Source organism: Virgibacillus salexigens, assembly GCF_000723585.1.
Lineage (GTDB): Bacteria > Bacillota > Bacilli > Bacillales > Amphibacillaceae > Virgibacillus > Virgibacillus salexigens.
This window is the reverse complement of sequence record NZ_CCDP010000003.1, coordinates 55300-80659: the sequence shown is the minus strand read 5'-3', so window position 1 is coordinate 80659 and position 25360 is coordinate 55300. Positions and strand designations below refer to the sequence as shown.

General features: G+C 30.8%; 28 protein-coding genes and 3 pseudogenes. 8 read left to right on the top strand and 23 right to left on the bottom strand.

The features are described from left to right. Window positions 1-7: 7 nt before the first annotated feature. Window positions 8-1504 carry a spore germination protein gene (locus BN990_RS18680; protein ID WP_021292536.1) on the bottom strand — a complete coding sequence of 499 codons (1497 nt, stop codon included), beginning with the start codon at window positions 1502-1504 and terminating at the stop codon, window positions 8-10. Between the two features lie 73 nt (window positions 1505-1577). Here BN990_RS18680 and BN990_RS22725 point away from each other — a divergent pair, with 73 nt between their 5' ends. Further along, complete coding sequence (locus BN990_RS22725; protein ID WP_148530733.1) at window positions 1578-1781, top strand: hypothetical protein; 204 nt, start codon at window positions 1578-1580, stop codon at window positions 1779-1781. Between the two features lie 681 nt (window positions 1782-2462). Here the strand turns inward: BN990_RS22725 and BN990_RS22130 are convergent. The 4 genes and pseudogenes from BN990_RS22130 to ermCL all read right to left on the bottom strand — a co-directional run. Further along, window positions 2463-2743, bottom strand: a pseudogene (locus BN990_RS22130) (EamA family transporter); the annotation flags it as partial. Between the two features lie 27 nt (window positions 2744-2770). Continuing rightward, window positions 2771-3183 (bottom strand): annotated as a pseudogene (locus BN990_RS18675) (transposase); the annotation flags it as partial. A gap of 131 nt (window positions 3184-3314) precedes the next feature. Then, entirely contained in the window at window positions 3315-4049 is a 735-nt protein-coding gene (gene erm / locus BN990_RS18670; protein WP_021292539.1) for a 23S ribosomal RNA methyltransferase Erm, read from the bottom strand. 60 nt (window positions 4050-4109) lie between these two features. Then, entirely contained in the window at window positions 4110-4169 is a 60-nt protein-coding gene (gene ermCL, locus BN990_RS22720) for a 23S rRNA methylase leader peptide ErmCL (RefSeq protein ID WP_123317386.1), read from the bottom strand. Window positions 4170-4406: 237 nt separating this feature from the next. On the opposite strand from ermCL, the gene BN990_RS23415 reads away from it, so the two are divergent. From BN990_RS23415 to BN990_RS23660, 3 genes and pseudogenes are all read left to right on the top strand, one after another. After that, window positions 4407-4529 carry a hypothetical protein gene (locus tag BN990_RS23415; protein ID WP_021292540.1) on the top strand — a complete coding sequence of 41 codons (123 nt, stop codon included), beginning with the start codon at window positions 4407-4409 and terminating at the stop codon, window positions 4527-4529. 739 nt (window positions 4530-5268) lie between these two features. Next, complete coding sequence (locus BN990_RS18665; RefSeq protein WP_038246287.1) at window positions 5269-5901, top strand: pentapeptide repeat-containing protein; 633 nt, start codon at window positions 5269-5271, stop codon at window positions 5899-5901. 226 nt (window positions 5902-6127) lie between these two features. After that, a pseudogene (locus tag BN990_RS23660) lies at window positions 6128-6767 on the top strand (CatA-like O-acetyltransferase). Window positions 6768-6783: 16 nt separating this feature from the next. Here BN990_RS23660 and BN990_RS18655 read toward each other — a convergent pair. From BN990_RS18655 to BN990_RS18630, 4 genes are all read right to left on the bottom strand, one after another. Continuing rightward, window positions 6784-6993, bottom strand: a complete 210-nt coding sequence (locus tag BN990_RS18655; RefSeq protein ID WP_021292543.1) for a hypothetical protein — start codon at window positions 6991-6993, stop codon at window positions 6784-6786. A gap of 177 nt (window positions 6994-7170) precedes the next feature. Beyond that, a complete protein-coding gene (locus tag BN990_RS18650; protein WP_021292544.1) occupies window positions 7171-7731 on the bottom strand; it encodes a hypothetical protein in 561 nt (186 codons plus the stop codon). A gap of 890 nt (window positions 7732-8621) precedes the next feature. Then, window positions 8622-9407 carry a hypothetical protein gene (locus BN990_RS18640; protein ID WP_038246286.1) on the bottom strand — a complete coding sequence of 262 codons (786 nt, stop codon included), beginning with the start codon at window positions 9405-9407 and terminating at the stop codon, window positions 8622-8624. 1207 nt (window positions 9408-10614) lie between these two features. Then, complete coding sequence (locus BN990_RS18630; RefSeq protein ID WP_148530732.1) at window positions 10615-11199, bottom strand: hypothetical protein; 585 nt, start codon at window positions 11197-11199, stop codon at window positions 10615-10617. On the opposite strand from BN990_RS18630, the gene BN990_RS18625 reads away from it, so the two are divergent. After that, on the top strand, window positions 11199-11402 hold the full coding sequence (locus BN990_RS18625) for a hypothetical protein (protein ID WP_021292550.1): 204 nt from the start codon (window positions 11199-11201) through the stop codon (window positions 11400-11402). The two genes, BN990_RS18630 and BN990_RS18625, sit on opposite strands and share 1 nt — an antisense overlap. Before the next feature lie 126 nt (window positions 11403-11528). Then, window positions 11529-11888: a DUF4917 family protein gene (locus tag BN990_RS18620; protein WP_021292552.1), complete on the top strand. Its 360-nt coding sequence runs from the start codon at window positions 11529-11531 to the stop codon at window positions 11886-11888. A gap of 358 nt (window positions 11889-12246) precedes the next feature. Here the strand turns inward: BN990_RS18620 and BN990_RS22120 are convergent, their stop codons facing one another. After that, entirely contained in the window at window positions 12247-12516 is a 270-nt protein-coding gene (locus BN990_RS22120; protein WP_081674852.1) for a tyrosine-type recombinase/integrase, read from the bottom strand. A 168-nt stretch (window positions 12517-12684) separates the two neighbouring features. Here BN990_RS22120 and BN990_RS23655 point away from each other — a divergent pair, with 168 nt between their 5' ends. Together BN990_RS23655 and BN990_RS18610 are read left to right on the top strand one after the other, a co-directional pair. Beyond that, window positions 12685-13074, top strand: coding sequence for a VanZ family protein (locus BN990_RS23655; RefSeq protein ID WP_081674854.1), 390 nt, complete (start codon window positions 12685-12687; stop codon window positions 13072-13074). 3 nt (window positions 13075-13077) lie between these two features. Continuing rightward, window positions 13078-13476 carry a hypothetical protein gene (locus tag BN990_RS18610; protein WP_038246284.1) on the top strand — a complete coding sequence of 133 codons (399 nt, stop codon included), beginning with the start codon at window positions 13078-13080 and terminating at the stop codon, window positions 13474-13476. Window positions 13477-13564: 88 nt separating this feature from the next. Here the strand turns inward: BN990_RS18610 and BN990_RS23650 are convergent, their stop codons facing one another. The 13 genes from BN990_RS23650 to BN990_RS18555 form a co-directional block, all read right to left on the bottom strand. Further along, a complete protein-coding gene (locus BN990_RS23650) occupies window positions 13565-14050 on the bottom strand; it encodes a VanZ family protein (RefSeq protein ID WP_021292555.1) in 486 nt (161 codons plus the stop codon). 545 nt (window positions 14051-14595) lie between these two features. Then, window positions 14596-15822: an MFS transporter gene (locus BN990_RS22115; protein WP_074436707.1), complete on the bottom strand. Its 1227-nt coding sequence runs from the start codon at window positions 15820-15822 to the stop codon at window positions 14596-14598. 9 nt (window positions 15823-15831) lie between these two features. Next, window positions 15832-16989, bottom strand: a complete 1158-nt coding sequence (locus tag BN990_RS18595) for an arginase family protein (RefSeq protein ID WP_021292557.1) — start codon at window positions 16987-16989, stop codon at window positions 15832-15834. Between the two features lie 14 nt (window positions 16990-17003). Beyond that, complete coding sequence (locus BN990_RS18590; protein WP_081674856.1) at window positions 17004-18962, bottom strand: YcaO-like family protein; 1959 nt, start codon at window positions 18960-18962, stop codon at window positions 17004-17006. A 171-nt stretch (window positions 18963-19133) separates the two neighbouring features. Then, window positions 19134-20321 (bottom strand): hypothetical protein, encoded by a 1188-nt coding sequence (locus tag BN990_RS18585; RefSeq protein WP_021292559.1) that lies wholly within the window; start codon window positions 20319-20321, stop codon window positions 19134-19136. Window positions 20322-20843: 522 nt separating this feature from the next. Then, window positions 20844-21095, bottom strand: coding sequence for a helix-turn-helix domain-containing protein (locus BN990_RS18580; RefSeq protein WP_051739306.1), 252 nt, complete (start codon window positions 21093-21095; stop codon window positions 20844-20846). Between the two features lie 5 nt (window positions 21096-21100). After that, entirely contained in the window at window positions 21101-21280 is a 180-nt protein-coding gene (gene mobL / locus BN990_RS22715) for a relaxase MobL (protein ID WP_148530731.1), read from the bottom strand. Next, window positions 21277-21534: a hypothetical protein gene (locus BN990_RS18575; RefSeq protein WP_021292562.1), complete on the bottom strand. Its 258-nt coding sequence runs from the start codon at window positions 21532-21534 to the stop codon at window positions 21277-21279. Before BN990_RS18575 ends, mobL begins: the two co-directional genes overlap by 4 nt. 287 nt (window positions 21535-21821) lie before the next feature. Next, window positions 21822-23615: a pLS20_p028 family conjugation system transmembrane protein gene (locus BN990_RS18570; RefSeq protein WP_051739304.1), complete on the bottom strand. Its 1794-nt coding sequence runs from the start codon at window positions 23613-23615 to the stop codon at window positions 21822-21824. A 20-nt stretch (window positions 23616-23635) separates the two neighbouring features. Beyond that, entirely contained in the window at window positions 23636-24073 is a 438-nt protein-coding gene (locus BN990_RS18565) for a hypothetical protein (RefSeq protein WP_038246282.1), read from the bottom strand. Window positions 24074-24104: 31 nt separating this feature from the next. Next, on the bottom strand, window positions 24105-24281 hold the full coding sequence (locus BN990_RS22710; RefSeq protein ID WP_021292565.1) for a hypothetical protein: 177 nt from the start codon (window positions 24279-24281) through the stop codon (window positions 24105-24107). 106 nt (window positions 24282-24387) lie between these two features. Further along, a complete protein-coding gene (locus BN990_RS18560) occupies window positions 24388-24570 on the bottom strand; it encodes a hypothetical protein (RefSeq protein WP_038246280.1) in 183 nt (60 codons plus the stop codon). A gap of 1 nt (window position 24571) precedes the next feature. Next, window positions 24572-25351 (bottom strand): ATP-binding protein, encoded by a 780-nt coding sequence (locus tag BN990_RS18555; RefSeq protein WP_038246278.1) that lies wholly within the window; start codon window positions 25349-25351, stop codon window positions 24572-24574. Window positions 25352-25360 lie beyond the last annotated feature (9 nt).

Here is a 25360-nt window from a genome sequence, read left to right as displayed (position 1 = left end):
GTTTCACCTACTCATCGATATCTTTCTTTTGAACTGCCTTTCTTTTTCTGTAACGAATTAAATCCTTTGGCTTATATGAAGCGAAACGCTTATTTTGATAAGCATTAGGTAAACGGAATAACGCCTTATTAAGATCTTCCCATCTGAATGGGTAAATAGGGGAGAGATACGGCCGCCCTAATGATTTTAGTTTTAATAAATGGATAATCAAGAAACATATCCCGAACATTATTCCGATCATACCTAGTACGCCAGCCAGTATAATCATTGGAAAACGAATAATACGTATAGAGGTACTCATAAGGTAGTTTGGTATCGTAAAGGAAGCTAGTGCGCTTAAGGCAACAAGTATGATCAAAAAGTTACTTGTAATGCCTGCCTGAACAGCTGCAGTTCCGATAACAATCCCTCCAACGATACCGATTGTCTGTCCAATCTTCGTTGGTAACCTCGCTCCTGCTTCCCGTAACAATTCAATGATAAATTCCAGGAGCAAGGTTTCAATGATGGGAGGAAACGGTACAACAGACCTGGACTCACCAATTGTAATTAGTTCTTGTGTCGGAATGAGCTCATAGTGAAAAGTAGTTGCAGCAACATAGGCAGGTGTCAATAATATTGAAATGATAATAGCAATAAAGCGAAGATACCTTAAAAATGAACCAGCATTCCAACGCATATACAAATCTTCTGTTGACTCAAAAAAACTAAAAAAAGAAGTAGGAGCTAGAATTGCAGTCGGACTATTTTCAACCATGACACCGATCTTTCCCTTGTCTATGGCGTAAGTGAATCGGTCCGGGAGTTCCGTTCCATAAAACTGTGGAAAAATGGTCGTTGAAGAATCCTCGATATATTGCATTAAAACAGAGCTGTCTTCAATTTGATCAACCTCTAATTCTTGTAATCTTTGGCGCATTGTATTGACATCCGTATCATTTGCAATAGAATTTACATAAATCAAGCGCACTTCACGCGGGAATCTTTCACCAATTATTAGCTTTTCTAATACGAGATCCGTAGAACGGATGCTCCAGCGAACGATATTCATATTTGTTACGATAGATTCCGTAAAGGCCACTTTCGGACCTAAAACGAGTGATTCGGTCTCTGCTTGTGCTAAATTTCTTTTTTCCTTTTTGGCTAAAAGGTAAGAAACAGCTGAATCTTCGCCTTCTACATAAATAAATACTTCTCCTATTAATATTTTTTGAAGAATTTCTTCTAATCTTTCCTTCTTGTCGCTATTACCTAATGGAATTTCATTTCGTATAGATTTATTTGACCATTTTTCACTACTATTTAACAAAGGCCTTAGTAAATAATTTTCTACCATTTCAGCTTCCACCATGTAGCCAATATAGAAAACTGCTATTCTCCTTTTTGGCTGTTCATAGATGGAAAACGTTAAATCTGGATTATTTTCAAATTTATTCTGCATCAGTTGCTGCAGTTCCTCGATTTTTATTGGGAACAGACTACTAGATTTTGGGTTTTTCCTCATATATACCACCTACGAATGTATTTTTGCACTTTCTTTTTATAAAAATAGAATGGTTTAGAATTTAATGATTAATATGCTTGAAAATCATTTTGCCCAAGTAGTAGGTGGAATATACAAAAAATTATGTAAATCGATTGTATCAGAAGTAAGTGGGAATCATATGTTAACTTCTGATCTTAATAATAGAGATTACCATCCATTTAAGTTACTATCCTGGAGCTTTATAAAAAATGATATTAAACAACACAGTATCTTAAATCTAGCTAATTCCTTGTAATTATCTTGTAATGCGTTATATACTTGATCTCCTTTTTATAATAATAAGACACCTTGTTACATGTCTTTACTGAATTACTCCAAATATCAGCTACTATTTCCAAAGATAATAGAGATCCGCCAATAATTACAACTATTGCTTATACCCTTTTTAGTATTAGATTAATAACAATGAAGAATACAATTCCTAAAACAGATGGATCTGTTAGGCAAATAATGGTAGAGGAAGCAGTTATGAAAATGTTAAAAGAAGTAGTTTTAACAAGCATAAAATGCAATATCGAACTCTCATTGAAGGTTTTCACGACAACGATTTTGTTTTTGCTTGCCCCAATGGTTTTATTCGTGGGGTGCAGAAATTAATATATACGAAAGGAATGATCAAATGGAATTAAAATGTGGTAGCTGCGGCAATTCGTTCAATAAAGAAGATAAAGTCTGCCTAGACAGAATTAATTCCATAATCCATTAATCATGCAGTCTTAGTTTTAACTATAAAGAAGCTGGTACATATCAAGAAATCATTAATAAGTATGATTTCTTTAAAAATCTGAGATAAAATTTTATCTCTTATTAGACTAACGGGCCATATTGCAGAAGAATCACATTAGAGGTAAAGCTGAATTTGGCTATTAAAGTGGATGGAAAACACGATATGGGAGTAAAGATAAGTCCCCCAAGTTTAAAGGAAGTTATCTAATTCAAGGGGACTTTCCGTTTTTTCTGGAGAGGAACCTGTATTCAATGCCAATAATAAAGTCATCCCAATAATACAAGCTATACCCCCCCATTGAAAAAATCCAAAAGGCTCGTTTAACCAAATACCGTTGTTAAAACAGCAGATAGAGGTTCTAAGTTACCTAACAGGCTTGTTTCTTTAGGTGAAAGGCTTTGTAAACTTTCAATATAGAACCAAAAGGCAATCATCGTACCGAAAATGATTACAAACACAAGGTAAGAATAGATTAGCCAAAAAAGGCTCTCCTCCATCTAGCTCACCCTAGCTAGGTGGAGGGCAATCTTTTTCATGTTTTGACAGGCAGCCGTCATCAGCGCCTGTTCTTTGACTTTCTCTTTTCCACGCAAGCGACAATAACGCAGCCCATGCAGTTCTTTTGAATCTGCGAAGCTACGCTCAACTCTTTCTTTTCTCATGCGATAAATCCACTTCCCTTCATTGGAAAGTCGGTTCAGACGAACCTGCTCTTTATCCCCCCCCCATACATGGCGTGTAATGGTTTTCTGGTGCTTTTGATTCTGCGGCACTGCCCAAGAAGAGAACAGGTCACACACTGCTTGGCATCTGATTTATAATGACGATATCCATCACGGTCCGTTGTGCCATACCTTAGCTCTTCACCTTGAGGACAAACATAGACATCGCGTTTTTTATCATAGTTGTAGTAATAACATATAAGTTTAAAACTTTTCGTTTATTCTAGAATCGGGATAATATTTTACTGGAATCGCTGTCTAAAAAAGGATTGCCTTGATGGCAATCCTTTTAAATACAAATAATATTCAATTCTTTACACTAACTATTAAACTTTTTATAACTATTGAACAGTGATAAAAATTGTTCGAAGTTAATGTTGTTTAAATCCTTTATTTTTGCATATTTTAATGCTTGATTAAACTGGTTTTTGGTAAAGAGTTTTCTGTATTCTTTGTTGACCCATAGCCTTACAAAATAGTTATATTTTTTTCTATCCTTTGATGATATTTTTGATGGATGCCTTTTTAATACGATTAACGAACTATTGATATTAGGCTTAGGATGAAAGTATTCTCTAGGAATCATACTTAATATAGAGATATCAACTTTTGTCATCAAAAGCAATGCCAATGAACGATTTGTATTTAATAGCCTTTTAGCGAATCCATCCTCGACTATTAAGTAACTAACTGTAGCTTCACTTTCAAAGACAATTTTTCGTACTATATCCGTACTTATATAATAAGGTATATTACCATATATTTTATATGCCTTGTTATTTGGGAACTTAAACTGTAATATATCCTTATTTATAACTTGAAAATTATCGTAATTCGCAAGTTTGTTTTTTGTTTGAATACATAATTTAGAATCTATCTCAATAGCTGTTACATAATTACATTTTTGAATCAATTCTAGTGTGAAATGGCCTTTACCTGACCCAATTTCAAAGATATTATCATTTGCATTTAATTCTATATTACTCATTATTTTATTTATATGATGTTTAGAAGTAATGAAATTTTGACTGTATTTTATATTTTTCTTGTTCATTATAACCCACTCCTATGTGGTTATAATGAATTTTCTATATTAACAATTCATTATAACCAATTATTTTTCGTTTGGTTGATAATGAACTGTATTTATTACAAAAATGCTAAAAATACCCACGTGCTAATTCTCCTTCCGTTATTAAGCGTTAAAACTTAGACAAAAGGGGGCGTCAATTACAAATATTGAATAATTGCCCATTAAAATTCCTCCTAGCAAATAATATTTATTATAGCACACATTGTTAATATTACAGTTAACATTTTTCGACGAACGGGCGCGATTGTTGAATTCAAAGGTTTGATAAAAACTAAATCACTGCATATAATAAGAACAAATGTTCTTTGAGGTGATTCAATGAATGAAGAATTGAAACAACTTGCACAAGATTTCATCATTCTTCCTTTTGCAGTGAAGATATTTGAACAGGATAAAATATTTTTAAGAAGTCTAAACAAAGTATTGTTTATCAAAGCATGATTGATGCTGTCATAGAAAGAATACAAAACGATTATACAGCTGTAAAACAAAAGCTGTACACTCGATTCACATAGATATAAAGCGAAACGGAAACACTTTATCGCTGGAATAGCAAAGGAAATAGTGGTCTGATTGAATATTCTTCTGAGGATTTAAAGGAAATGACTAGTCGAACGATGAATCGGTATTTGAAAGATATAGATTTTGAGGTTAAACATTATTAAATAGGCAAATGCTGTTACCGTTTAATCATTGTTACGTAGTATGTATTACGATTGTACTTCCATATTACTTGCCCCTCTTAAGTTAAGTTTACAAAAGATGTCAATACTGTTTTTAGGTTCGCATCCGAACCATGCATAATAAGCCCCTCCTCTCGCTAAAGATAAGGGGCTTAATTTTATTACAATTGCTTAAGCATATAAAATTGTGGTTAGCCTAGCCATTGTTTAGTGTTGCACACACTAGAACCCCCCCTCATATATGAGGGGTTAATTTGTATATATAGCTTTCTTCCGAACTGGTCCTGCTGAGTTTAAAGCTTCTTCTAGGATAAGGATATAATAAGAGAATTTCTTAGAACTTAAAACAATTTCAGTTAATGTATGCGTCTTGATGAATCCTGTGTATCAGAAAATCTATAAAAGTCAAGCCTTGAAAAAGAACATGCGTTCCCTTATATTTGTTTCTAGAAAGCTTATAAATGAATTAAATTCTTTTGAAAGTAGGTAGGTATACAGTGAAGATTGACACACCCAAAATCCCTGAAGATGTAACGGAGAGAAGATTCACAGATATTTTTTACGAAGAAGATCCGGAATTTGAAATGTGTATGGTTACCGATTCAGAATTTGCCGACGAAACACTTGAGCGAGTCCGACTATATAAAACAGTGATTAGGAATTGTAATTTCACAAATACGGATTTTAACCGAATTGATCTTACCAACGTACGCTTTGAGAATTGTGATTTATCCAATGCTAATTTGGGTAATGCATCGATGAATCGAGTTGAATTTCTTAATTGTAAGTTGCTAGGCAGCAACTTAACAGAGTCTTATATCGGTAATACAACATTTGAGGGATCGATTCTTAATATGGTTATGTTCGGTAACTCAAAACTTGAAAAGGTGATTTTTGATGATGCAGCTTTAGAAAGTGCTGACCTTTTTGACTGTAATCTTAAAAAAGTAGAATTTCTTTCATGCAGTCTTAATGGCGCGAGCTTTGAAGAGACACCATTAAAAGGAATTGATATAAGCTCATCCAATTTTGATTCTTTAACTGTTTCAATAGAGAACTTAAAAGGATGTATAGTATCAACGTCTCAAGCGATACAATTTGCTTCATTATTAGGTCTAAAAATTCGATAGTATTGATACCTATTCTCTTTAACTTCGTGTTTTGATTTTAAGTGGCTTAAAATGACTTATAAAAGCCTTATGCTGTAACCGGTAAAACAGCGTTAAAATACTATCTTATCAACAATGTAGTGAAATTATAATAATTGAATATATTAAATGAAAGGTTGAAATAGATGGCAACTTATCAAGTCATTGATTTAGAAAGTTTTCCAAGGAAAAACTATTAGATTATTTTATGGCGACAGACACAACGTTTGAAATGACAGTAAAAATTGATGTTACTCGAGCAGTTAAAAAATGCAAAGACGAATCTATAAGTTTTTATGCTTACTCTATATTTAATTTGACTAGATCGGTTAACAAGATTCCGAATTTAAGGTATGCCCACATAGATAAGCAATTAGTAGAGTGGCAAGAATTAGTACCAACGTTTACGAACTTTAATCAAGAAACAGAATTATTTTATAGTCTATGGCTGGAAGGATTAACAGATTATAAATCAGTTGACCGTGAGTACAAAAAGCTTATAAAAGAGTATGCAAACACAACAGGTAGCACCAATGGGAGTTGTTCCACCCAACGTGGTGAATATTTCATCAATCCCTTGGATGCATTTTGAACATTTTTCATCTCAATCAGGAGCTAACAAAAATAATTTAACACCATTGATTACCAGTGGAAAGTACGAAAAAGTTGGTTCACAGTTGCAGATGCCAGTGAATATTAAGATTCATCATGCAACAGTAGATGCCTATCATGTGACGTTATTTTTTAAAATACTGCAACGGTTTGTTGTTTCAGTGTTAATTTCTTCTTACTCATGGCATATCACCACCTCCTATGTATTCTTGCACTATAAAAAGACACCTCATTGAGATGTCTTTGTTCGCATTATTGTTTCAATAAATGTATTTCTGAATCGTATACTCCTCGAATTAAATAGTTTCCAATAAAACCACTTTCCAAATCATCATGCTCCTGGAACTCTATATTCGTTATTACTTCTCTGTTTCTAAGTGTACGTTTAAAAGCTTTCTCTACTTCGCTATCAAAGTCGGTAATTAATAACCCTTTCGCTATACCATTGCTTGGCTTTCCCAATATCACTTACACCAAGACAAACAGTGTCAACTCTTTCAAACAAACCCATTTATTACACCCTCCCAATAAATTCTGCTATTTACTTCGACAAAAATCCACCATTACCTTGTATTCCACATAATGGCCCTATTGTCCAACATTGATGATAATTCTTATTCAGGAAATGCGCCCGATTGCTTAAATACCAGATATTTGAATTATTTTATCAGCAATCATTTCTGGTGAATTACCATTTGTATAAATAATCTGTTTAGCCAATAACTTATTGGATTTGTGTTTAACAAAATGCTCGTTAAGTTTATACGCCTCCTTGTTACTGGTCTCTTCTTTTAGTCTTTCATTTAAAACATTAATGGATTCCATTTCATTTTGACTTGGCAGCAATAAAAAGACATTTTCGTAGTTACCAAGGGCATCTTTAACTTCTCTGAATAGACCTTCATCTTCATAAACAGAATGCCCCGCACCGAAGTCGTGAATATAATTGGGGTAATCCTCCAATACTCGTTTAACTGCATGTGCTTCAAATGGCTTCCAATATTCATACATAGCCATATAACCATAATCTTCACGTATTTTATTTTGTTGTTCCTCACTAAACCCAATTTCTTTATAATAATCAAACCTTAAATCATCCATTGTACATCGATGAATTTTAGTTTTATCTGAAAGTAATTCAGCTACTGTACTTTTGCCAGCACAAATTGGTCCGATTAATATTATAGTTTTAGATGCCATAATATCCCTCTTTTTCACCATTTTAGATCAACAATTCCTAAATTATCCTTAAAAATCTTTTTCCACAATCTGGCCCTATTCTTGAATAGGAGTAAGGGTTACAAGTTTATATGTTATTACTTCTCCAGATTTTTCAGCGCATAATCACATCCCATTCTTTTGCAGATAGCCCCTCCTTAATTATAATTTCCGACATTCCTGCATTCGTATGTTTATTATCGTAATAATCCTCATACATAATAACACCTCCTTATAACTACTATCGAAAGAAGTTATAAGAAGGTGGCATTTTTAAATAAGCAAAATTTTAAGTGTTTTTTGATGAATAATACCTATGATATCTATAATTCAAATGTCCTTAAAGTTCCCAAATTTACTTCATTTCGGTTAGAGATAAAAGAGAATGGCTTTAAGAGAGAGTTGCTCACAGTTCAAATTCCGCATAATTAAAAAGCACATGTCAAAAAAATCTAATGTTTTAAACCAACGTATAATCAATAATGAAAATTGACAGCACCATTACAATTGCAGAAGAAATAGTTATTTCTTTTTTATTAATGTTAGTTTTCTCTAATATAAAGAATATTATTATTACACTGAATAGGAATTGAGCGCTATTTAGGAAATAATTTGATTTAAATATCATTATTTGAGGAAAGTACTTTATAATTGCAGAAACCAAACTAAATATTAATATTAATAAAGGGATTCGTAAGGTGATTTTAAAATTCAAATTACCATCTCCTAGCTTTTTATTTTTATTATATGCTTCCTTTAATTATAGATTAAACAAAAATGGAGGTTTAATCTATAATAATAAAGTTAAAATGAATATAATATATATTCATTTTAACTTTTAAATTTTAATCTTATATTAATGCCATAACTTTCTATTTATCTATAGTTCTTTTTTGTAATACATATGCTGAGCTACTATATAAATCAACTAACTTAATAGTACTTCTAATTGTGTATGTTTTAGTTACAAGGCCAATTCCATTATATCCTCCAACTGTAACTACATAATCTGCTTGTCCATTAATATCCCATCCTTCTTTTTGAGCATATTTATCAGTAATTCTATCACTTTTAGGATTTACTGTAGTAGGGAAAACTGCATAAGTACCTCCAGTGCCTACAGAAGTCATCTTTAAACCTGATTTGCTTATATTATATCTATTTACTAACTTTAAAGTTGTATCTGGGTACGCTACATGATAAACCTTATAAGTAGCAGTATATCTTCTGTCCCCGAATCCTTTAGTTACATACTCCATTGGCATAATATTACCAGTTGATGCGTCAGCAGAGTCAGTAACAGTAGCCTTTACCATACCTCCATTAGGTAGTTTAATAGAATCTTTTGATACATTTAAAGGTGATTCAGTATTAAATTCCACATCATTAGAAAGATCTTGCATCGCATTTTCAACTTCTACCATTAAATCTTCTATATATTTCTTTAGTGCTTTAGGATTAGAATTCTCGAATAAAAACTTCCGCTTCTCTTCATCGGAACTAGTACTATCTTCTTCCATTTTTACGACTTCATTTTCAATTTCTTCAACTGTGTTAAATAAATATTCATCCGTTGCAGATGCCTCTGCTATAGCTAGACCACTAAAATAAAAACCTAATACTAAAAATGTGATTAGAAATCTCTTTAAGAAATTCATAATTGTTCCCCTCTCAATTTTATTAATGATTAATTAATTCTTAAACTGATAGTAAATTTATGTACAATGAAAATATATTAAGAACTTTTCAAGCATATAGACACCCCTCTTTATAACCATTAATTCGGCATATAATTACAAATTCATTCTATTTCTTCTATATTTTAGTAATAAAAGTATATTTAAACTATTTAGTTAATTAATGATGTTATATAGGACTGAAGTTTATAAATATTTGCTAGATAACTTTGGGAAAATTTCTTCCTAACGGGGGAAATAATGATTTTTTTGAATGGAGGGCTTTAATTATAAAGTAAACCTTGTCAAGGTTTAGTATAAAGTAGATAACTGTACTTATAACAAGTGAAATTGAGAATCATTAAATAACTACATTTGGCAAAGGGGGGAAGGGTCTAGCTCTCATTGTTAAAGGAGTAATTATATTAGAAGCCTTTTAATTGTTGAATTAAAATTTATCTTCGACATACATATGTCGATATAGTTATCAAACTATGTTGACATATGTTTTTAATATATTATTATTTTTTTAGCATGTTTTCTGTCAATTAATATATGATCTAAACAAATTACATATAGATAAAGAATATATATCTTTATTAAATAAATGTCTATAGTATATATTAATTTTGGTATGTTAATAGATTATACAGATAGGAATATTGGTGTTTTATTTGGAAAATCTAAATAAATGAGACATTGAGAGTGGGATTTACAAATTATTACATATAGATACCTTATTATGTTATAATTTCCAAGAGATAAAATAATGTTGGGTTATATTTTAATTTTGTATTAAAGAAGGTGAAAATATTAAGAATATAAAAGTCGTTAGTAGCATTATGCTTTTTGTAGGTTTTATAACTTTGGTTCTTATCTTTTCAACTATTTGGACTGAACTTTATATCCAGCCACCAGAGTTTGAGCAGATACCGGTGGGGATTCTGTATCAATATGGAATACAAATAAAATATGCATTTATAGTAAGTCTTATATGTTTTATTTTAGTAATTATATTAAACAAAAAGAGATTTAAAACATTTACTATGTTTTTGGCTATTTTAGGTTTAATAGGTTTGCTAGGTCCGTTCCTGCTATTTTACTTATTTAAGATTTTTACTTTATTAAAATAAAAAGTTTATCATAGAAAAAGGGCGAAGTATTTTACTTCACCCTTTTAGTAATTAATCTATTCTTTTTCAATGAAATCTAGTAATACATCAGTAAACGCTTGAGCAACTTGTTTACCCTGTTCACTCGTCCAAGAAGGGACTTCATACTCGCTAACAAGCATTTTTCTCATGGCCAGAACTGCTGGTTTGTTACCATTTATATAATCTAAGGCTTGGTCATATAGTAAGTCTGAATCAGCACCGAATCTAATAGTATAAAAGGTTGTGAATCTATTACGGACTTCATTGCCTTGATAATACTCTAAAAATTCATTGTAAATGGTCTTATTACGATTTTCTTTTAATTTTTTTACCATGTTGACTGCGTCCACATCACCAGCTAGATCATCAAATGAGAAGTGTCCAGCTTTAGTTGTAGTGCCAATATAATCTTTAGCGCACTCGTACCAATCACCACCATAATCACTATTATTATTATAAACGTCTTTTATTACAGTGACTAAGTCTCCTGCCCACCCTGAAAAATCTGTTACTTTTACTTCTTTTATCGGTATTTGATTATAAAGTCCTGCAGACATTGTAGCCATTAAATGTTCAATACCTACGGTTAATTTAGTTACTGGGTCATCACTTAATACCAATGAAATATCAGGAAGATTTTAAATGTAGTTTAGATGTCCATGCAAATATTGTATCTATCTGTGTTGTATGTCATAAGCAAATTCGTTATGGTGAAGAAAAGAAAAATTTAATAGCTGATATATATGAAAGTAGAAAAGATAGATTAAATAAATGTGGAATTAGCATTGAATTAGATAAACTCCTTGGTTATTACCAAGACTAGAATTGTTCTGAAGGGTGTGTTTTTTGATGCTGTCAAGTTACCAAGAATTATATGAGAGTGAAAAGGTAAAAGCAGATCACTTATTTATTGGTAATGGTTTTTCTATTAATTTATGGGGGGATTTTAATGGAAAATAATAATATTCCACTTTATGTCTCTGAGGGTAATTGGGAAGATAAATCAGATCAAATAGAATCTAATAAATACTTGAGGTTTTGTTATAAATCATTGAGGAAAATAGATGGTCATTTAACTATATTTGGACACAGTTTAGATGAATCAGCAGATAAACACATTGTAGATGCAATTAATGAATCTAATGTTGAAGTTATAGCATTTGGAATCCATGACTTAGAGAGAAAAGAATCAATTTCAGAAACAATTAGAAATTATTTCAAGGATAATGAAGTATACTTTTTCAATTCTAGAACTTTTGATAATTCTATAAAGAATATTAATATTGACTTGGCTTGGGGTCATGTATAAGTTAATGAAAAACTATATTGTTCAAAGGGCTATCCATTTAAAATGGATGGCTTTTGTTTTGGTATTTCCTTGCCTCAGAGTGTAAAAATTAGGTTATGTATTATAACTACACAACTTGCACCAATATTCACCCTCTAGCCCCCCTGTATACCCCCCTCAGAATCTCATAAAGCCTACTTATCAGCCCTAAGACCTTTGCCTTAAACATCTTAACCAATGCTCATACAAGCTAATTTCAACAGTATGACACAAAGGAAAAGACAATAGCTTTTACATACTATTACCTCAGCTTACTACTGCCTTAATCTGTTAGATTCCAATGCTTATAGATGTTGTTACTTTGTTTGCCTCACCTGAGTTATTCCAATGTATTTAGTGTAATTGCCTGAGAGCTATGATTAAATATGTATTGCAGTAGAGATAAGTCCACATCATTCTTGTAAGCCATGTATCCAAAGGTCTTTCTTAGACTATGACAGCTTAATGTAATACCTACCATATCTCCTGCCTTAGCTACAATCCTATGAGCCTGTACCCTGCTGATAGGCTTACTCCTATCCTTATTACTGTAGAAAAGGTAATCCCCCTCCTCTAGCTTGTACCAGTTTTTTGTTGGTAGTACGCCTATATATTACATGTAACATAGTTCAGACAACTTATCCCATAATTTTATCAGAATGCCATATATTGAAAAACAAAAATCATCTACATTACATACATATGTAATTTCCATTTGTAAATTATTTACTTTCCATACAAAATTCTAGTTTTTAATTAATCAATCCACACATCAATAATGCTATCTATAGGCAAATATTTATCAAATATTATAAAATATGGTTCTTTTAGCATGATTACAAGTCAAATAATTGGAGATCTAATACTGTTAGCTCCACTAGGTTTTTACGCACCTTTGATATGGACAAAGTTTAAAAACATAAAAACAATACTACTTCTTGGATTAATATCATCTGCTGTTGTCGAATCTACTAAACTAATTATTTCAACCATTATCGGTTACACTTACCGAAGCTTTATTACTGATGACATAATTCTATATACTATTGGGGTATTAATGGGATTTTTAACATTAAAAATAACAAGCCCTTTATTAAGAGTTATTGCTAACCAAAACGATATAAAAAATGATCATGCTAATTGGTTATTGAGCCTTAGGAGGTTATAATAAATGAAATTCAAAAAAGTAATGATAATTGGTGTTCTTGGTATGATTCTGTCTATACCTACAGTAGCTTTTGCATATACCGAACCATATACATTTACATTCGAAAAACAACTGACTAGTGACTGGTTTTATTTGGACCCTATAGATCATACAGTCTATGTTGAAAATACAAGCAATGCATACGGCGGAAACCCTACTAGTAACCTTTACTATGTAGATGTAATTAGTGAAGATGGATGGGGAGGAAAATTAAAAGGAACAGCAACATTTTTGAGAGATGGATCATCTAAACGAGGTGTTGTAGTTTCTAGTAGCGCCAGCCAGCAGTATACTTTGAAATTTAGAAAATCTAATGACGGAGAAACGGTTGATGGTTACGGGAGAGCTTATGATGGAAGGTAAAACCAAAAAAGTCAAAGCCCTATTCTATAAGGAATAGGGCTTTGACTTTAAATAAAAATATTAAGGAATAGGTATACACAAATAACTTTTAAGACTGTTGATTTTTGACTAATGATTTTACATATAAATGGAAGCCAATTAAACTACCTACTAAACTTAAAATTATATCATCTACATCAAACACACCCATTGTGGAATTATATTGCAAAACCTCAATTGCACCTCTTATTAAGATGGTGATATATATAATATGTTTATACAGATAAATCTTATTAAATAGGATTGGTGCTATAATTCCTAAGGGGAAAAAAATCAAAATATTTCCAAGCGTATTAAAAAAACACGTACTCAAATTATAATGATCAAAATTAAAAATATAGGCTACTATGGTACTAAAGGGAATATAATTGTTATTGGGAATATCATCGATGTATGGCATCCTTAATCTTGAAACATTACCCAACTCAGTAAAGAATGATATCATTAGAAAAATAATATAAAGTAGTCCAACACTTATAAAAAAAATCTTATGCGGTTTTACCTTTATAATTGTTAACACCTCCAAAAACTTCATTCTTATACATTATATATTTATCCAAAAAACAAAATATCCTTAAATATTGATAGAGCAATAATATCTATTTCCAAAAGGGATTATTCTGATAGCCACAAACAGCAAAAATAACCACAATAAAAAGCTGACGTATGCCAGCTATCCGAATTGATCTTTTATGCTTTTGAATTTCGTTGTCGTTCACTAGTTAAGAAATAAACAGGAACGTACAAAGTGTTGATCTATGGCTAGCTACACGATCTTTTGTAGTTGGCCATGATCTATACAGTTTGTAGTTATCGGTTATTTTAGAGGGATGCGAGATACTATAGGGATTTAGGTAGCGTTCTTGACTACCTTAAATAAGCGAGCATTGAAAACCTCTAAGAAGTTTAATGTTTAAACACAAATTATAACCTTAAGTTTATTCGCATTTGATTCATTAGGATTAAATAAACTACTGAATAAAATCCATCAATGAATAAATAGATAACTTGCCTATCGTGCAAAATAGAGTTAAAAGTAGACAAAAGTACATGAATACGTGCTAAAAAAGAGAGAAAAGCTTAAGCTACATCTTTCTTATTTTTTACATATAACAACAATGGAAAAGATATAATAAATCCTGTAATAGCACATATTAACCAAGCTAATCCCATAGAGAAATTTTCTGAAATCATACCTACTAATGTTAATCCTATAATGGTAAATAACGCCTCAAGAGTATAGAAAAATGACATTAAAGTAGATCTATTCTCACTTGGAATATTGTTATGAAGAAAAGTAATCCTAAGTATTTCATCTCCAGCAGTAATAAAAACATGAATAAGAAATAAGAATACAGCTACGTAAAAGTTTTCAAGAAAAACTAGAATAGATATACAAAGTGTATTTATTATTATATTAACTAGTAAGATACTGATTCTATACTTATTTAAGTTTGGAATTCTTCCAATTACCCAAGTTCCAAATAGAGTAGATACTCCGATAAAAATCCAAATATATCCTGTTCGTATATTATCTTGGTCCGGTTGAAAAAACAGTTGCCATTGATTACCTGGTCCAGCAAGTATAATTGTAAGGGGTACTAATGTTAGACAAACTAAAGAAAAATAGTGATTTGATTTAAAATATTTATAACCTAAGTTTAATGTTGTAAAGAATTCTTTAAAGGAATTACTTATTTTGAATTTTTGTTTTTTATATTTTGAATCACCTTCTTTGACAAAGAATATGACTACAATTGCAGTAATCAATAAAAGTATCGCACCTAAAGATATAGGATAACTTAAGTTAATATTTGCAAAAAATTGCGCACCAATAAATCCACCAAATATACTGATCGTCTGTGATATCACTCCATTTGTTGAGAAAACTTTATCAATTGGAAATTCCGAGTTAATTCTTTTTATATTATCTACGAACCATGAATCCCAAGTCCCTGATTTCAATGATTCACCCAATGCTGTCAAGGTTGCTCCAGCAATTAAATAAGTTAGCTCTCCATGACTAAATGCAATAATTAATAACCCTATGGCCCTCACAACGCAACTTATAATCATAGTATTTTTGCGACCAAAAGAGTCAGAAAGGACGCCAGAAGGTATCTCTGTAAGCAAACTAGTTATCCAGAATAATGAAATAAACAAACTAATCTCATTTAAATTGTGACCTATATTTTCTAAATATAAATATAAAGTTGCCGCAAACACAACTATACCTAAATTATAAATAGCTTCAATAAAATAATATTGATACTTTATTTTTAAAATTTCTTTATTACTTTTACTCATGTTAGACTCCTATATATTTGCCAAAATCTCTAAAATAATATTATTTATATATATAGCAGAACTACCATATGGATCTTTACTTTTATCATATTCTACAATATCAATTCCTATAATATTTAATTTACTTACATGGTCTTTTAAGAATCGTATAAAATCATCACTATTCCACCCATAGTAATTAGGATATGATACAGAAGGAATAACAGAAGAGTCGAAAACATCTACATCAATTGTAAGATAAACGGGGAGGTTAGGATTAATCTCTACTTCATTAATGTCCCTTTTTATATAGGCTTTAATTTTTTCATTTTGGTTTGCATAGGATAATTCGTCACTTGTTAGAAAACCACTTAACCCAAGTTGATAAATACTTTTAACATTTTCTAAATTGCTAATTAAAGATATTATATTACTATGATGAATAATTCCGTTCGAAGGAGGTGAAGTATCTGAGTGTGCATCTAAATGCACAACTTGGAACGGAAACCCCACAGAGTTTATACCTTTCACTATAGGGTAAGTAACTGCGTGGTCACCACCAATATAAATAGGTTTTATATTTGAATTAGCAACTTTACTGGCAATTTGAGTAAGAGATTTAAAATAGCTATTTACAGAATTTTGCTGGACCACATCACCATAATCTCTAATTATACAATTTTGAAATACGTATTCTTCCTGTACTGTTGAATAAAAACCAGAAGTTTTCCCCTCACTATTTACAGTGATATCTAATATATCATTAGATTTTTCTCTCAGGTAATCTGGTGAATCAATATCGATGTTATAAACTAATGATCCCCTATTATAAGGTACGCCAATAAAACCATATATATCTTCTATAGAGTCATTAGAAGAAGAATCAACATCAAAATACAAATTTCCATTACTAACGCTAAAAAAGGTTCTGTTATAATTTACAGTTGTATGCAACGGATCAATAGTCTCGTATATAGATTCACCCTTTAAAATAAAACCATTATCTAATAGGATCTTTATAATATCATCGTCAATGTTTAACCTCCAATTGGACATAGCTTGTTCAAGGCCTTTATCTTGAGATTCTAATATAAATTGGATCAAATCATTACTTAATTCTAATGAGTTACCAAAAGTACTATTAGTAATTATTCTTCCTTCTATTGTGAAATCATGTGATAATTTCAACTATAACACTCCTTTTAAGAGAACATTGGCAGATTATTAACTTCTTTTTTCATTCTTAAGTAATCAGGAATTAAGTACATTCTATCTGATAATCTCAAATTGAAATCATCTATATCTTGGAATCCTGGAATTACTACTTTTACTGTCTTAAGTTTATTATCAGACCTTGATAAATCAGCGACTATTACTTTATATCCAAGCTCACTCAAATTTGTTACAAGATATTTGATGTTAGAATATATACTTCCTGTTCTATAATCATTGAAATCAACTATGTAATTGGGATTAGTTTTATTTAGAAAAGGCTTTACATACCTTATGTTACCTCTCCCCCATTCAATATAAGCTTTATATTCTTGATCAATATGTTCTTGATTCAAATACTTTAGCGATATTTGAGATGTACGTAGTTGAATTGCTTCCAAGATAGCGCCCTCTATTGCTGAAATAATATCTAAGCTACAGTTGGAACCATGAGTATATATTGGAAAATTATTTTTTGTATCAAATAATGTACAATGGACTATGTGTACATTTAAATCAGTTTTTAGATAATGAATTATAGGCTGTATATTCTCTTCTTTAAGCTTAGAAATAAGCCTTTTTAGTTTTTGGAAATATACTTCTTCTGGAATTTCACCATAGTAAAGACGGTTTTTGTGGTATATTGTGTAAGCATCCCTTTCTAATACTTCAAATATCCCTGATAGTATCGCTTCTTCTATAGTAAATCCCGAAGCTAATCCTGTAGATGACTGTGATATCAGTAAATGGTTTTTCTGTTTTGGGTAATAAGGAAAAAAAACCGTATTTGCAGGCATCAAAATATTATTATTTGTACTAATATCCTTTGATAAAATCCATTCATATTCATTATTGTTATCATATTTATCTAAGAGGTTATTATCTATAATTAATGACTTAGGGTTTAAAACGGTAAATGATTTGTTTAAGCTATTGAATGAGCCAACAATAATTTCTTCGTTACCAAACATACGTGCATTATATCTCTCTAAAGCCTCGCCTACAGCACTTACTAAGGCACTTGACTGATCTACACCCTTACCACCATGAATTGAGTACTCTACTTCATCAATAGAACAATTAGAAATGCTTTCATATACATGAAAATTTAGAGAATCTAAATTTGATAGATCGTTTAACTGATTAACAGGCCCAACTCTATTAACATATTTTTCTAATTCATTCCAAGCCATATCAACATTTAGATACCTATAATTTTTTCCATTATTTTCGTTACTTAATGATAAATTTATGGAATGCATTACTTTATTTTTGTTAGAACAAAACGTGCAATTGTTCATATTTATTATTGGAAAGGTATTTATTTCCGATAAGTTGCTTTTATTGATAATATCAATATTTTTCATCTTATTTTTTAATTTATAATTTGCAATAGCTTTAATATAACCTACTTGTTGTTTGCTACTAGAAGTGTTTGTTAATTCGTACTCCATGTTGTTGATTTTGAGTATGTTATCAATACTCTCTTTATACCTTTCTATTAAACAATATAGACAACTATTATAACCAGAGATAATAAAGTCATTAAATAACTCAAATACAAAGATATTATTTTTCATATTTTTATCTATGAACTTATTTTTCAAATAATTAATGGAACAGTTTTTAATATGTATAACACTCTGATCATTAGAATACATAATTGCTCTATTTTTACTGTTTAATTTATTTTCTTTGTCTATTTGAAGGTAATTCATTTTAGGGTTTGTTTCTGTATCTTTAGTTTCTGTATCTAATGACCCTATAAATTCTTTAACTTCTTCCTGGAACAGAAGTTCATCTGTTGCTAGTTCTACATTTCCTTCTGTTATACTATCAAATATTTTTTTAAATAAAACAGAATCAGCACATTCTATCTGGTGATTCTCGTTTTTGGCCATAATAATACAATTATTCATATCTTTTATTATGCATTTCATGGTATCCATCCCTTAGTATTAAAGAGAATATCGATGTTAACATCGATATTCTCTTTAATCACATTAATACTTTCTTTTGGATTGCTTAGGTACTTGTTTTTTTACAGGAACTTTTTTAATCTCAAGTGTTGCTTTCTTAGCCATATTATCACCCCCTCTCAAAATATTATGAATGATCAATTAAAACTTACTAATCAGATTTTTTAAGTTACTATTTGCCAATTTTTTCAGGTAATCAAGTGTTATCTTATCTTTATTAATTAATCTTAACGAATTCAATTGGGAAAAAATATATTCTAAGTTATAGTAGGGACTCTCCAATAATGAAGATTCATAAGTCCACAACGGCTTAAGTACATTATCAAATTCACTATTATTCTCTAGATATTTATGTGTATACTTTTTAACCAAAGACAAAAAAAGTTTATTTTTCTCATCTAATTTATAATAAGAGATATGGCTATTGTAAATGTTCTCTTGAAACTTAAATAATACAATATTCCATAGAATGGAAGAGATTTGGTGTATATTATATATATCTATTAATTCTTTATGGAATTTTTTTAAATAAATTGCTTCAAATGAATGTGCTAAGAACTCTTTCATCTCAGTTGAATTATTACGGTTCTTGTTATTTAGCTGACGGCTAATATAAAAGTGATAGGCATGCCCAATCTCATGAATAGTATTTAAAAAATCATCCAAGTCACCTGTACAGCTAATATAGATGTAAATTTTATTTGAATAAGGTAACTCTAAAAAAAAGCCTTCTTGATGTGCACCTTCTTCTAAGTTAATATAACCGTACTCCATACTATATTGAATAAATTCACCAAAACCCTGATCCAACGATTTCAGTTTTTTAATTATATCCTTAATATTTACTTCAATATCATATCCCTTTATTCTTAAACCATTTAACTTGTATGGATGGATTTTTTCATTTTTTTCAAAGCCCTCATAGAAATTTTTGAGTTTATCGCAATAGAAATTAATACGTTTATCTATCTTTTTCAGGTCACTATTATCAAATGATTCATTATTATTTGCCCTTTTGTACATATCTAGATAATTTGTGAATCCTTCATTTATAGTATGACCGATGTTTTTTTCAATAATTTGATTATAAATATCATTAATTTGATCAAAATCTCCATTAGATAATAATGATCGGTATGTATCTAATAATTCAAAACTAATACAGGGTAGTTCTACGCTATTTTCTTCACCTAAGGGAAGATTCTCTGTTTTTTGTATTGCTAGATTAATATAATCTATATGCTTTTGGGGAAAATCCAAGTTTAGTGATAATACATAATTTATATTATCTACTTCTTCTTTTAAGTTTAGGTACTCTATGCTATGCATGTAAGTATCACCTTAATCCAAATATTTTGTATACGATTTTAATAGCAATCTCTATCATCTTTTTTCCGCTAAATAAATGTAACCTAAATTGAAAATGGTATTTTATTCTAGTAATATTATGGTTTTTCAAGATGGGGATTAATAGTTGAACTATTTCATTTTCCTTTACACAGATGGATGTATCACTTTTTTCTTAGATTGTCTCTTCATAGTGGAAATTCTTTAACGATGTTAATGTGGATTTATAGTAAAGTTGAATCGCTTTTCAAAAAAGATTAATTGTATACAAAGTAATTCGATGACTTAAGTGCAACTTTTTTGATGGATTGACTATTTTTTCAATTTTCACTTTTGTAGACATGGTATCAATATCTCCCCAAGTTTCAAGGGTACTTTTTCCTATTTTTTAGATTAACCTACAAAATCGCATCTACTTTAAACATAACAGTAGATGCGATGGATAAGTTTCAGTTAGAATAATTTTCATTTAGCATTTGCGATTGCAGAATTATGATTGCAGAATTATCTTTGACTTAAATATCTATAAAACGTTGCTCTACTAATTCCAGTTGCATCCAGGATTTCTTTAATACTGTAGTCCTTACTATCGTACATCTTAAATGCCATATCCAACTTCGAGTGATCTTTTCGTGGTCTTCCTCCTTTTCGCCCCCGAGCCCGAGCGCTTTCTAACCCCGATTTTGTCCGTTCTGATATAATGTCTCGTTCAAATTGAGCAAGTCCACTAAAGATCGTAAAGACTAACTTGCCCATTGCTGTTATGATGTTGCCTTTTCTTCATCTTCCATATAATTGTTATACATTGAAAAATCATTCTTGTATTTAGCTTCATCTCTATCTAAATAATTTACGTAATCCTTGAATCTTTTTTTATCTCCTTGAACAAATTGAGAAGTAACAATAACAGATGCATTCTTATCGGTTTCCAATACCATCATAAACCACCTTCCTCTATTAACTGTATAAATAAGTCTGTACTCCGTTCTAATTGCGTTCCAACCAAATGAATAATCTCCGAATTCTTATCTAAGGTGTTTTTTAACTCCAATTCTCGTTCATTAATTTCACTCATCATCGTGTGATTTTCTATCATATTTTTCAAATAAACTTGTCTTGATAATTTTTCCTCTTTAGCTTTTTCATCAATTTCTTTTACAACAGATGGGGTTAAATTTCTTATTTTAATTTCCAATTTTATAACCACCTTTTTTTATTTTGGAACTATCTGATCTAGATCACTTGTTTTAGAAAGAAAGAAAGAGCATAAAGAAAAATGACCCCAACTTCGTTGTGGTGTTAGGCAGAGCCTAACTTTTTAACGGGTACATGAATTTTCTACTTGTGCAGGTTTTTTGCAACCCAAAATATTCCAGTATGCAGGTTTTGTGCATAGATAATAGGCTTTCGTGCATGCTATAATGATTAAAAATTGAAGAAATACACAAGATTTTTGAGTGCCCTAAATTTAACTTGTTTGTTTCATTTTTTTAACTGCTTTTTATAATTTTTTCTGATGAAGTTTCCAGTATTTTTCCCAATCTGGTAACTTCTTTTTGTGTTTTGTACCATTCTATTATTTCTAACAGTTTGTGTTGTTTTATCTTTAAAAACTTGACCTATATGTCTACCTTCTACAGAATCACTATTATTTCTTGGTTCATTTTCACTCAGCATTTCTGAAGATATTAAATTTGAATTGCTTGAATAATTTTCTCCTGGCATTGCAGAATTTGAATTATTAGCATATCCTTTTTTCTTCATTTCTTCGTGTAGTGATTGTGGTTTATCAGATTTGTTTTGATTTCCTTTTTCGGACTTTTTATTCATTTCATCTTGTAATGATGATTGAAGATTACTAGATTGATTACCTTCATATGAACTAGTGAATTCATTCATATCTTCTAATTCATTAGGTGCCATTTGTTGCTGATTATTTTCATTAAAATTAGGGTTCTTATTGTCGTTCGTTTGGTTATCAGATTGGCTTAAGGGATTGTTACCTTTCTTTTGTTTACTTAACATTTCTTGTGCCATACCACTTGCAAAACCACCAGTTTTTAACCCTTTATCTGCAACTTCTCCACCTAATTTACTAGCACCTTTAGCTACATTTTTAGCACCTTGACCAAGACCTTTCGTTACACTGCTTACACTTTTACCAAATGCATACGTTCCTGCAATTGCACTCCAACCTGATTTAACTCCTGCATCAATGCCAAATAATCGTTCTACAATGTTTGGACCATCAATAACTGCTCTTGCGAATCCTAACATTGCTACTAAATAAACAGCGCCATCGAAGAATTCACCAATCCAGTCAGAACCAATTAAATAAATTTTCATGCTTAGAAAGATCATTATCATGACAATGAATATACTTAAGATGCTTTGAACAACTTGCTTCATCTTCTGTCCACTATGCATATCAAGAGGAGCAATAAATGTTGCTAAAGCCTGATTGAAAGCCAATTCGAAAAATAACTGTGCTAGTTTAACAGATATCGTAACAAGTACAACTGCCATAATACCTAACCTAAAAAACATGTGCCAGAAATCCCATGACCACCGATAATAATATTCATCAATGGTGAACCATCCCGTATCTAATTCAGTCAATTTAGATGTTCCGGAATCACTATAAGTTAACTTATGTGTTAAAACATCACGACCAACTTTTGAAACTCTCTCGTTATGACCATCAAATTGAAAATTAGCATCAATGGTTTCTGTGATATTTATATTGGGTACGTTATCTTGTGGGATCTTATTTGGATTTTCTAATTCTGGTGTTTTCCATCCATTTGAATCAAATTGCGCTACATCTGTCATATTATCTTTTATTACTTTACTCGAAACGGTGTCATCTTCACCTACATCGATAGCGTTAATTGCTCGTGTAGAAAAACGGTCTACCTGTTGCATCCCTGACCCTAAAAGCACTACAATGATTAATGCCATAATAATATTTGTTAAGACACCTTCACGATTAAACTTTCTCTGGAAAATTAACAAATAACCAATAAAGAGAATGTTAAACGCAAAGAGTATCACTAATACAGGTTGAAAGCTTTCAATAAAATCCACGAACTCAGGATGTTCATAGAAAAGTTTTAAACCTAGAATTCTATTAGTAACATTTTCTAAACCATCTACCACCCAAGCAAGCCCTTTGATTATCATCCAACCGATAACACGTAACATATGAACTAATGGGTTAGCAATTTCTAGATGATCAGAAAACTTTTCAAGAATACCTACTACATTTTCATCCATACTAAAGCCTCCATCCCATATCATTCAAAATAATCAGTTTTTACATTTTTAAAAAACTCATCTACTTTTTTCTCTACTTGGGATTGTTCATTGACTCTTGCTAATACCAATTCGCTCTTTTTTTCTCCATTTAAATAAAAACCAATGGATTGGGAGTGTAAATCAAGTTCAATATATTTTTCATATTTGTATTGATCGAAAACATAAAAATTAACCTCTTCCTTTTTTGCCGCACGTTCAATTTCACGCATAATCAATTTTTCATCTTCTATACCTGACTCCAAAGCATCTTTTACATAAATAAAACCTGTTTTTTGTTCTTCTACAAACGCTTGAATATCATCTGGACTTAACTCGATAATTTTTCCTTTACCATTGATCTCTCTATTTCCGCAAGCTACTAAAAACACTATTAGAATAAAACAAACACAGCTAACTAAAAATCTCTTTACTGTCATACAGACAACTCCTTTTCCTATTAATAATTTCTTATTGCCGAAGTAAAAGAAATCCTTGAACAGTATTTGATGGAGAAATAAGATAATAGTAAATTACATCATTATTGCTTACGTACGCATCCAATAAAACACCATTTCCATCTGGGTCATCACATTTGATAAAATCCTGTAAATACTGTGCTTCCATGGGATTTAAAGGTCTTTCCATAAAGAAAAACTCCTTTATAAACTTTTATTTTAAAAACTTTGAATTTATATATGGAAATAAATAAACTATATTCGTAGACCTTATAGCAGGAATAAAGAAGATGGTATTAGGCGTATCGCTTCTTTTTATCTTCCTGCTCTCTTAAAAACTTTCTTGTTTCATCTATCGTTGGTACATATTTGCCACCATCAGAGCTTTTTTGTTGTAACCGCTCTCGCCATTTTCTGTCCGTCTGCAATTGACTGTCATTCGGGGTAAACATCATTACACTTTTCATTCCTCTCCACATTTTAAAAATCCCTCCTTCTGTAATCTGCACCATTCATAACAACAACTTCTGTATTTTCCATCATTCTAGAGAAATTCCGTTCATTCACTCGTTTTTTAAGTTCACTACTACTTAAATTAGTGGTATAAATCGTTGCTTTCCCAGCACGATCATCAAGAATCTCAAACAATTTTGAAGTAGACCATTCTGTTTGTTGTTCTGAACCAATATCATCAATTACCAATAAATCTACCTGCCTGATAATATCTAATAATTCATCCTCTATTCCCCCTCCCTTGTTATACGTTCGCTTAATTTTAGTTAGCAGTTTAGGAAGAGATAAGAACAAGCATTTATACCCTTGTTCCATTAACTTTTTAGTAATAGAGGTAGAAAGATGACTTTTCCCTGTTCCACAATTCCCCGTAAATAAAAGGTTTTGTTCTCCATCAAATGAATTAATGTACTCCAATACCTTTTGTTTAACTTCATTTAACTCAATACTAGTAGGATTATAGTTTTCTATTGTTGCTTGTTTTAATGAATTATTGATTAACGAATAATAATTAAAGTTATCTATCAGTCTATTTCGTTTCAGGCTATAAAGAGCATGTTTTGTTTCCTCTGCAAGTTTAATATCCTCGCAAATACAACCATAATTAGCAATAATCTTGTCTCCTCTATGGGGACCGATAGGTATAATAAGTTCTTTTTGTTTTACCTGCTGATTGCAACCTTTGCAAATATAAGTTTCTAATAACGTTTGCTCTGGTTGTATAACATTTTTTTTAACTCCTTCCATCAGAGGTAC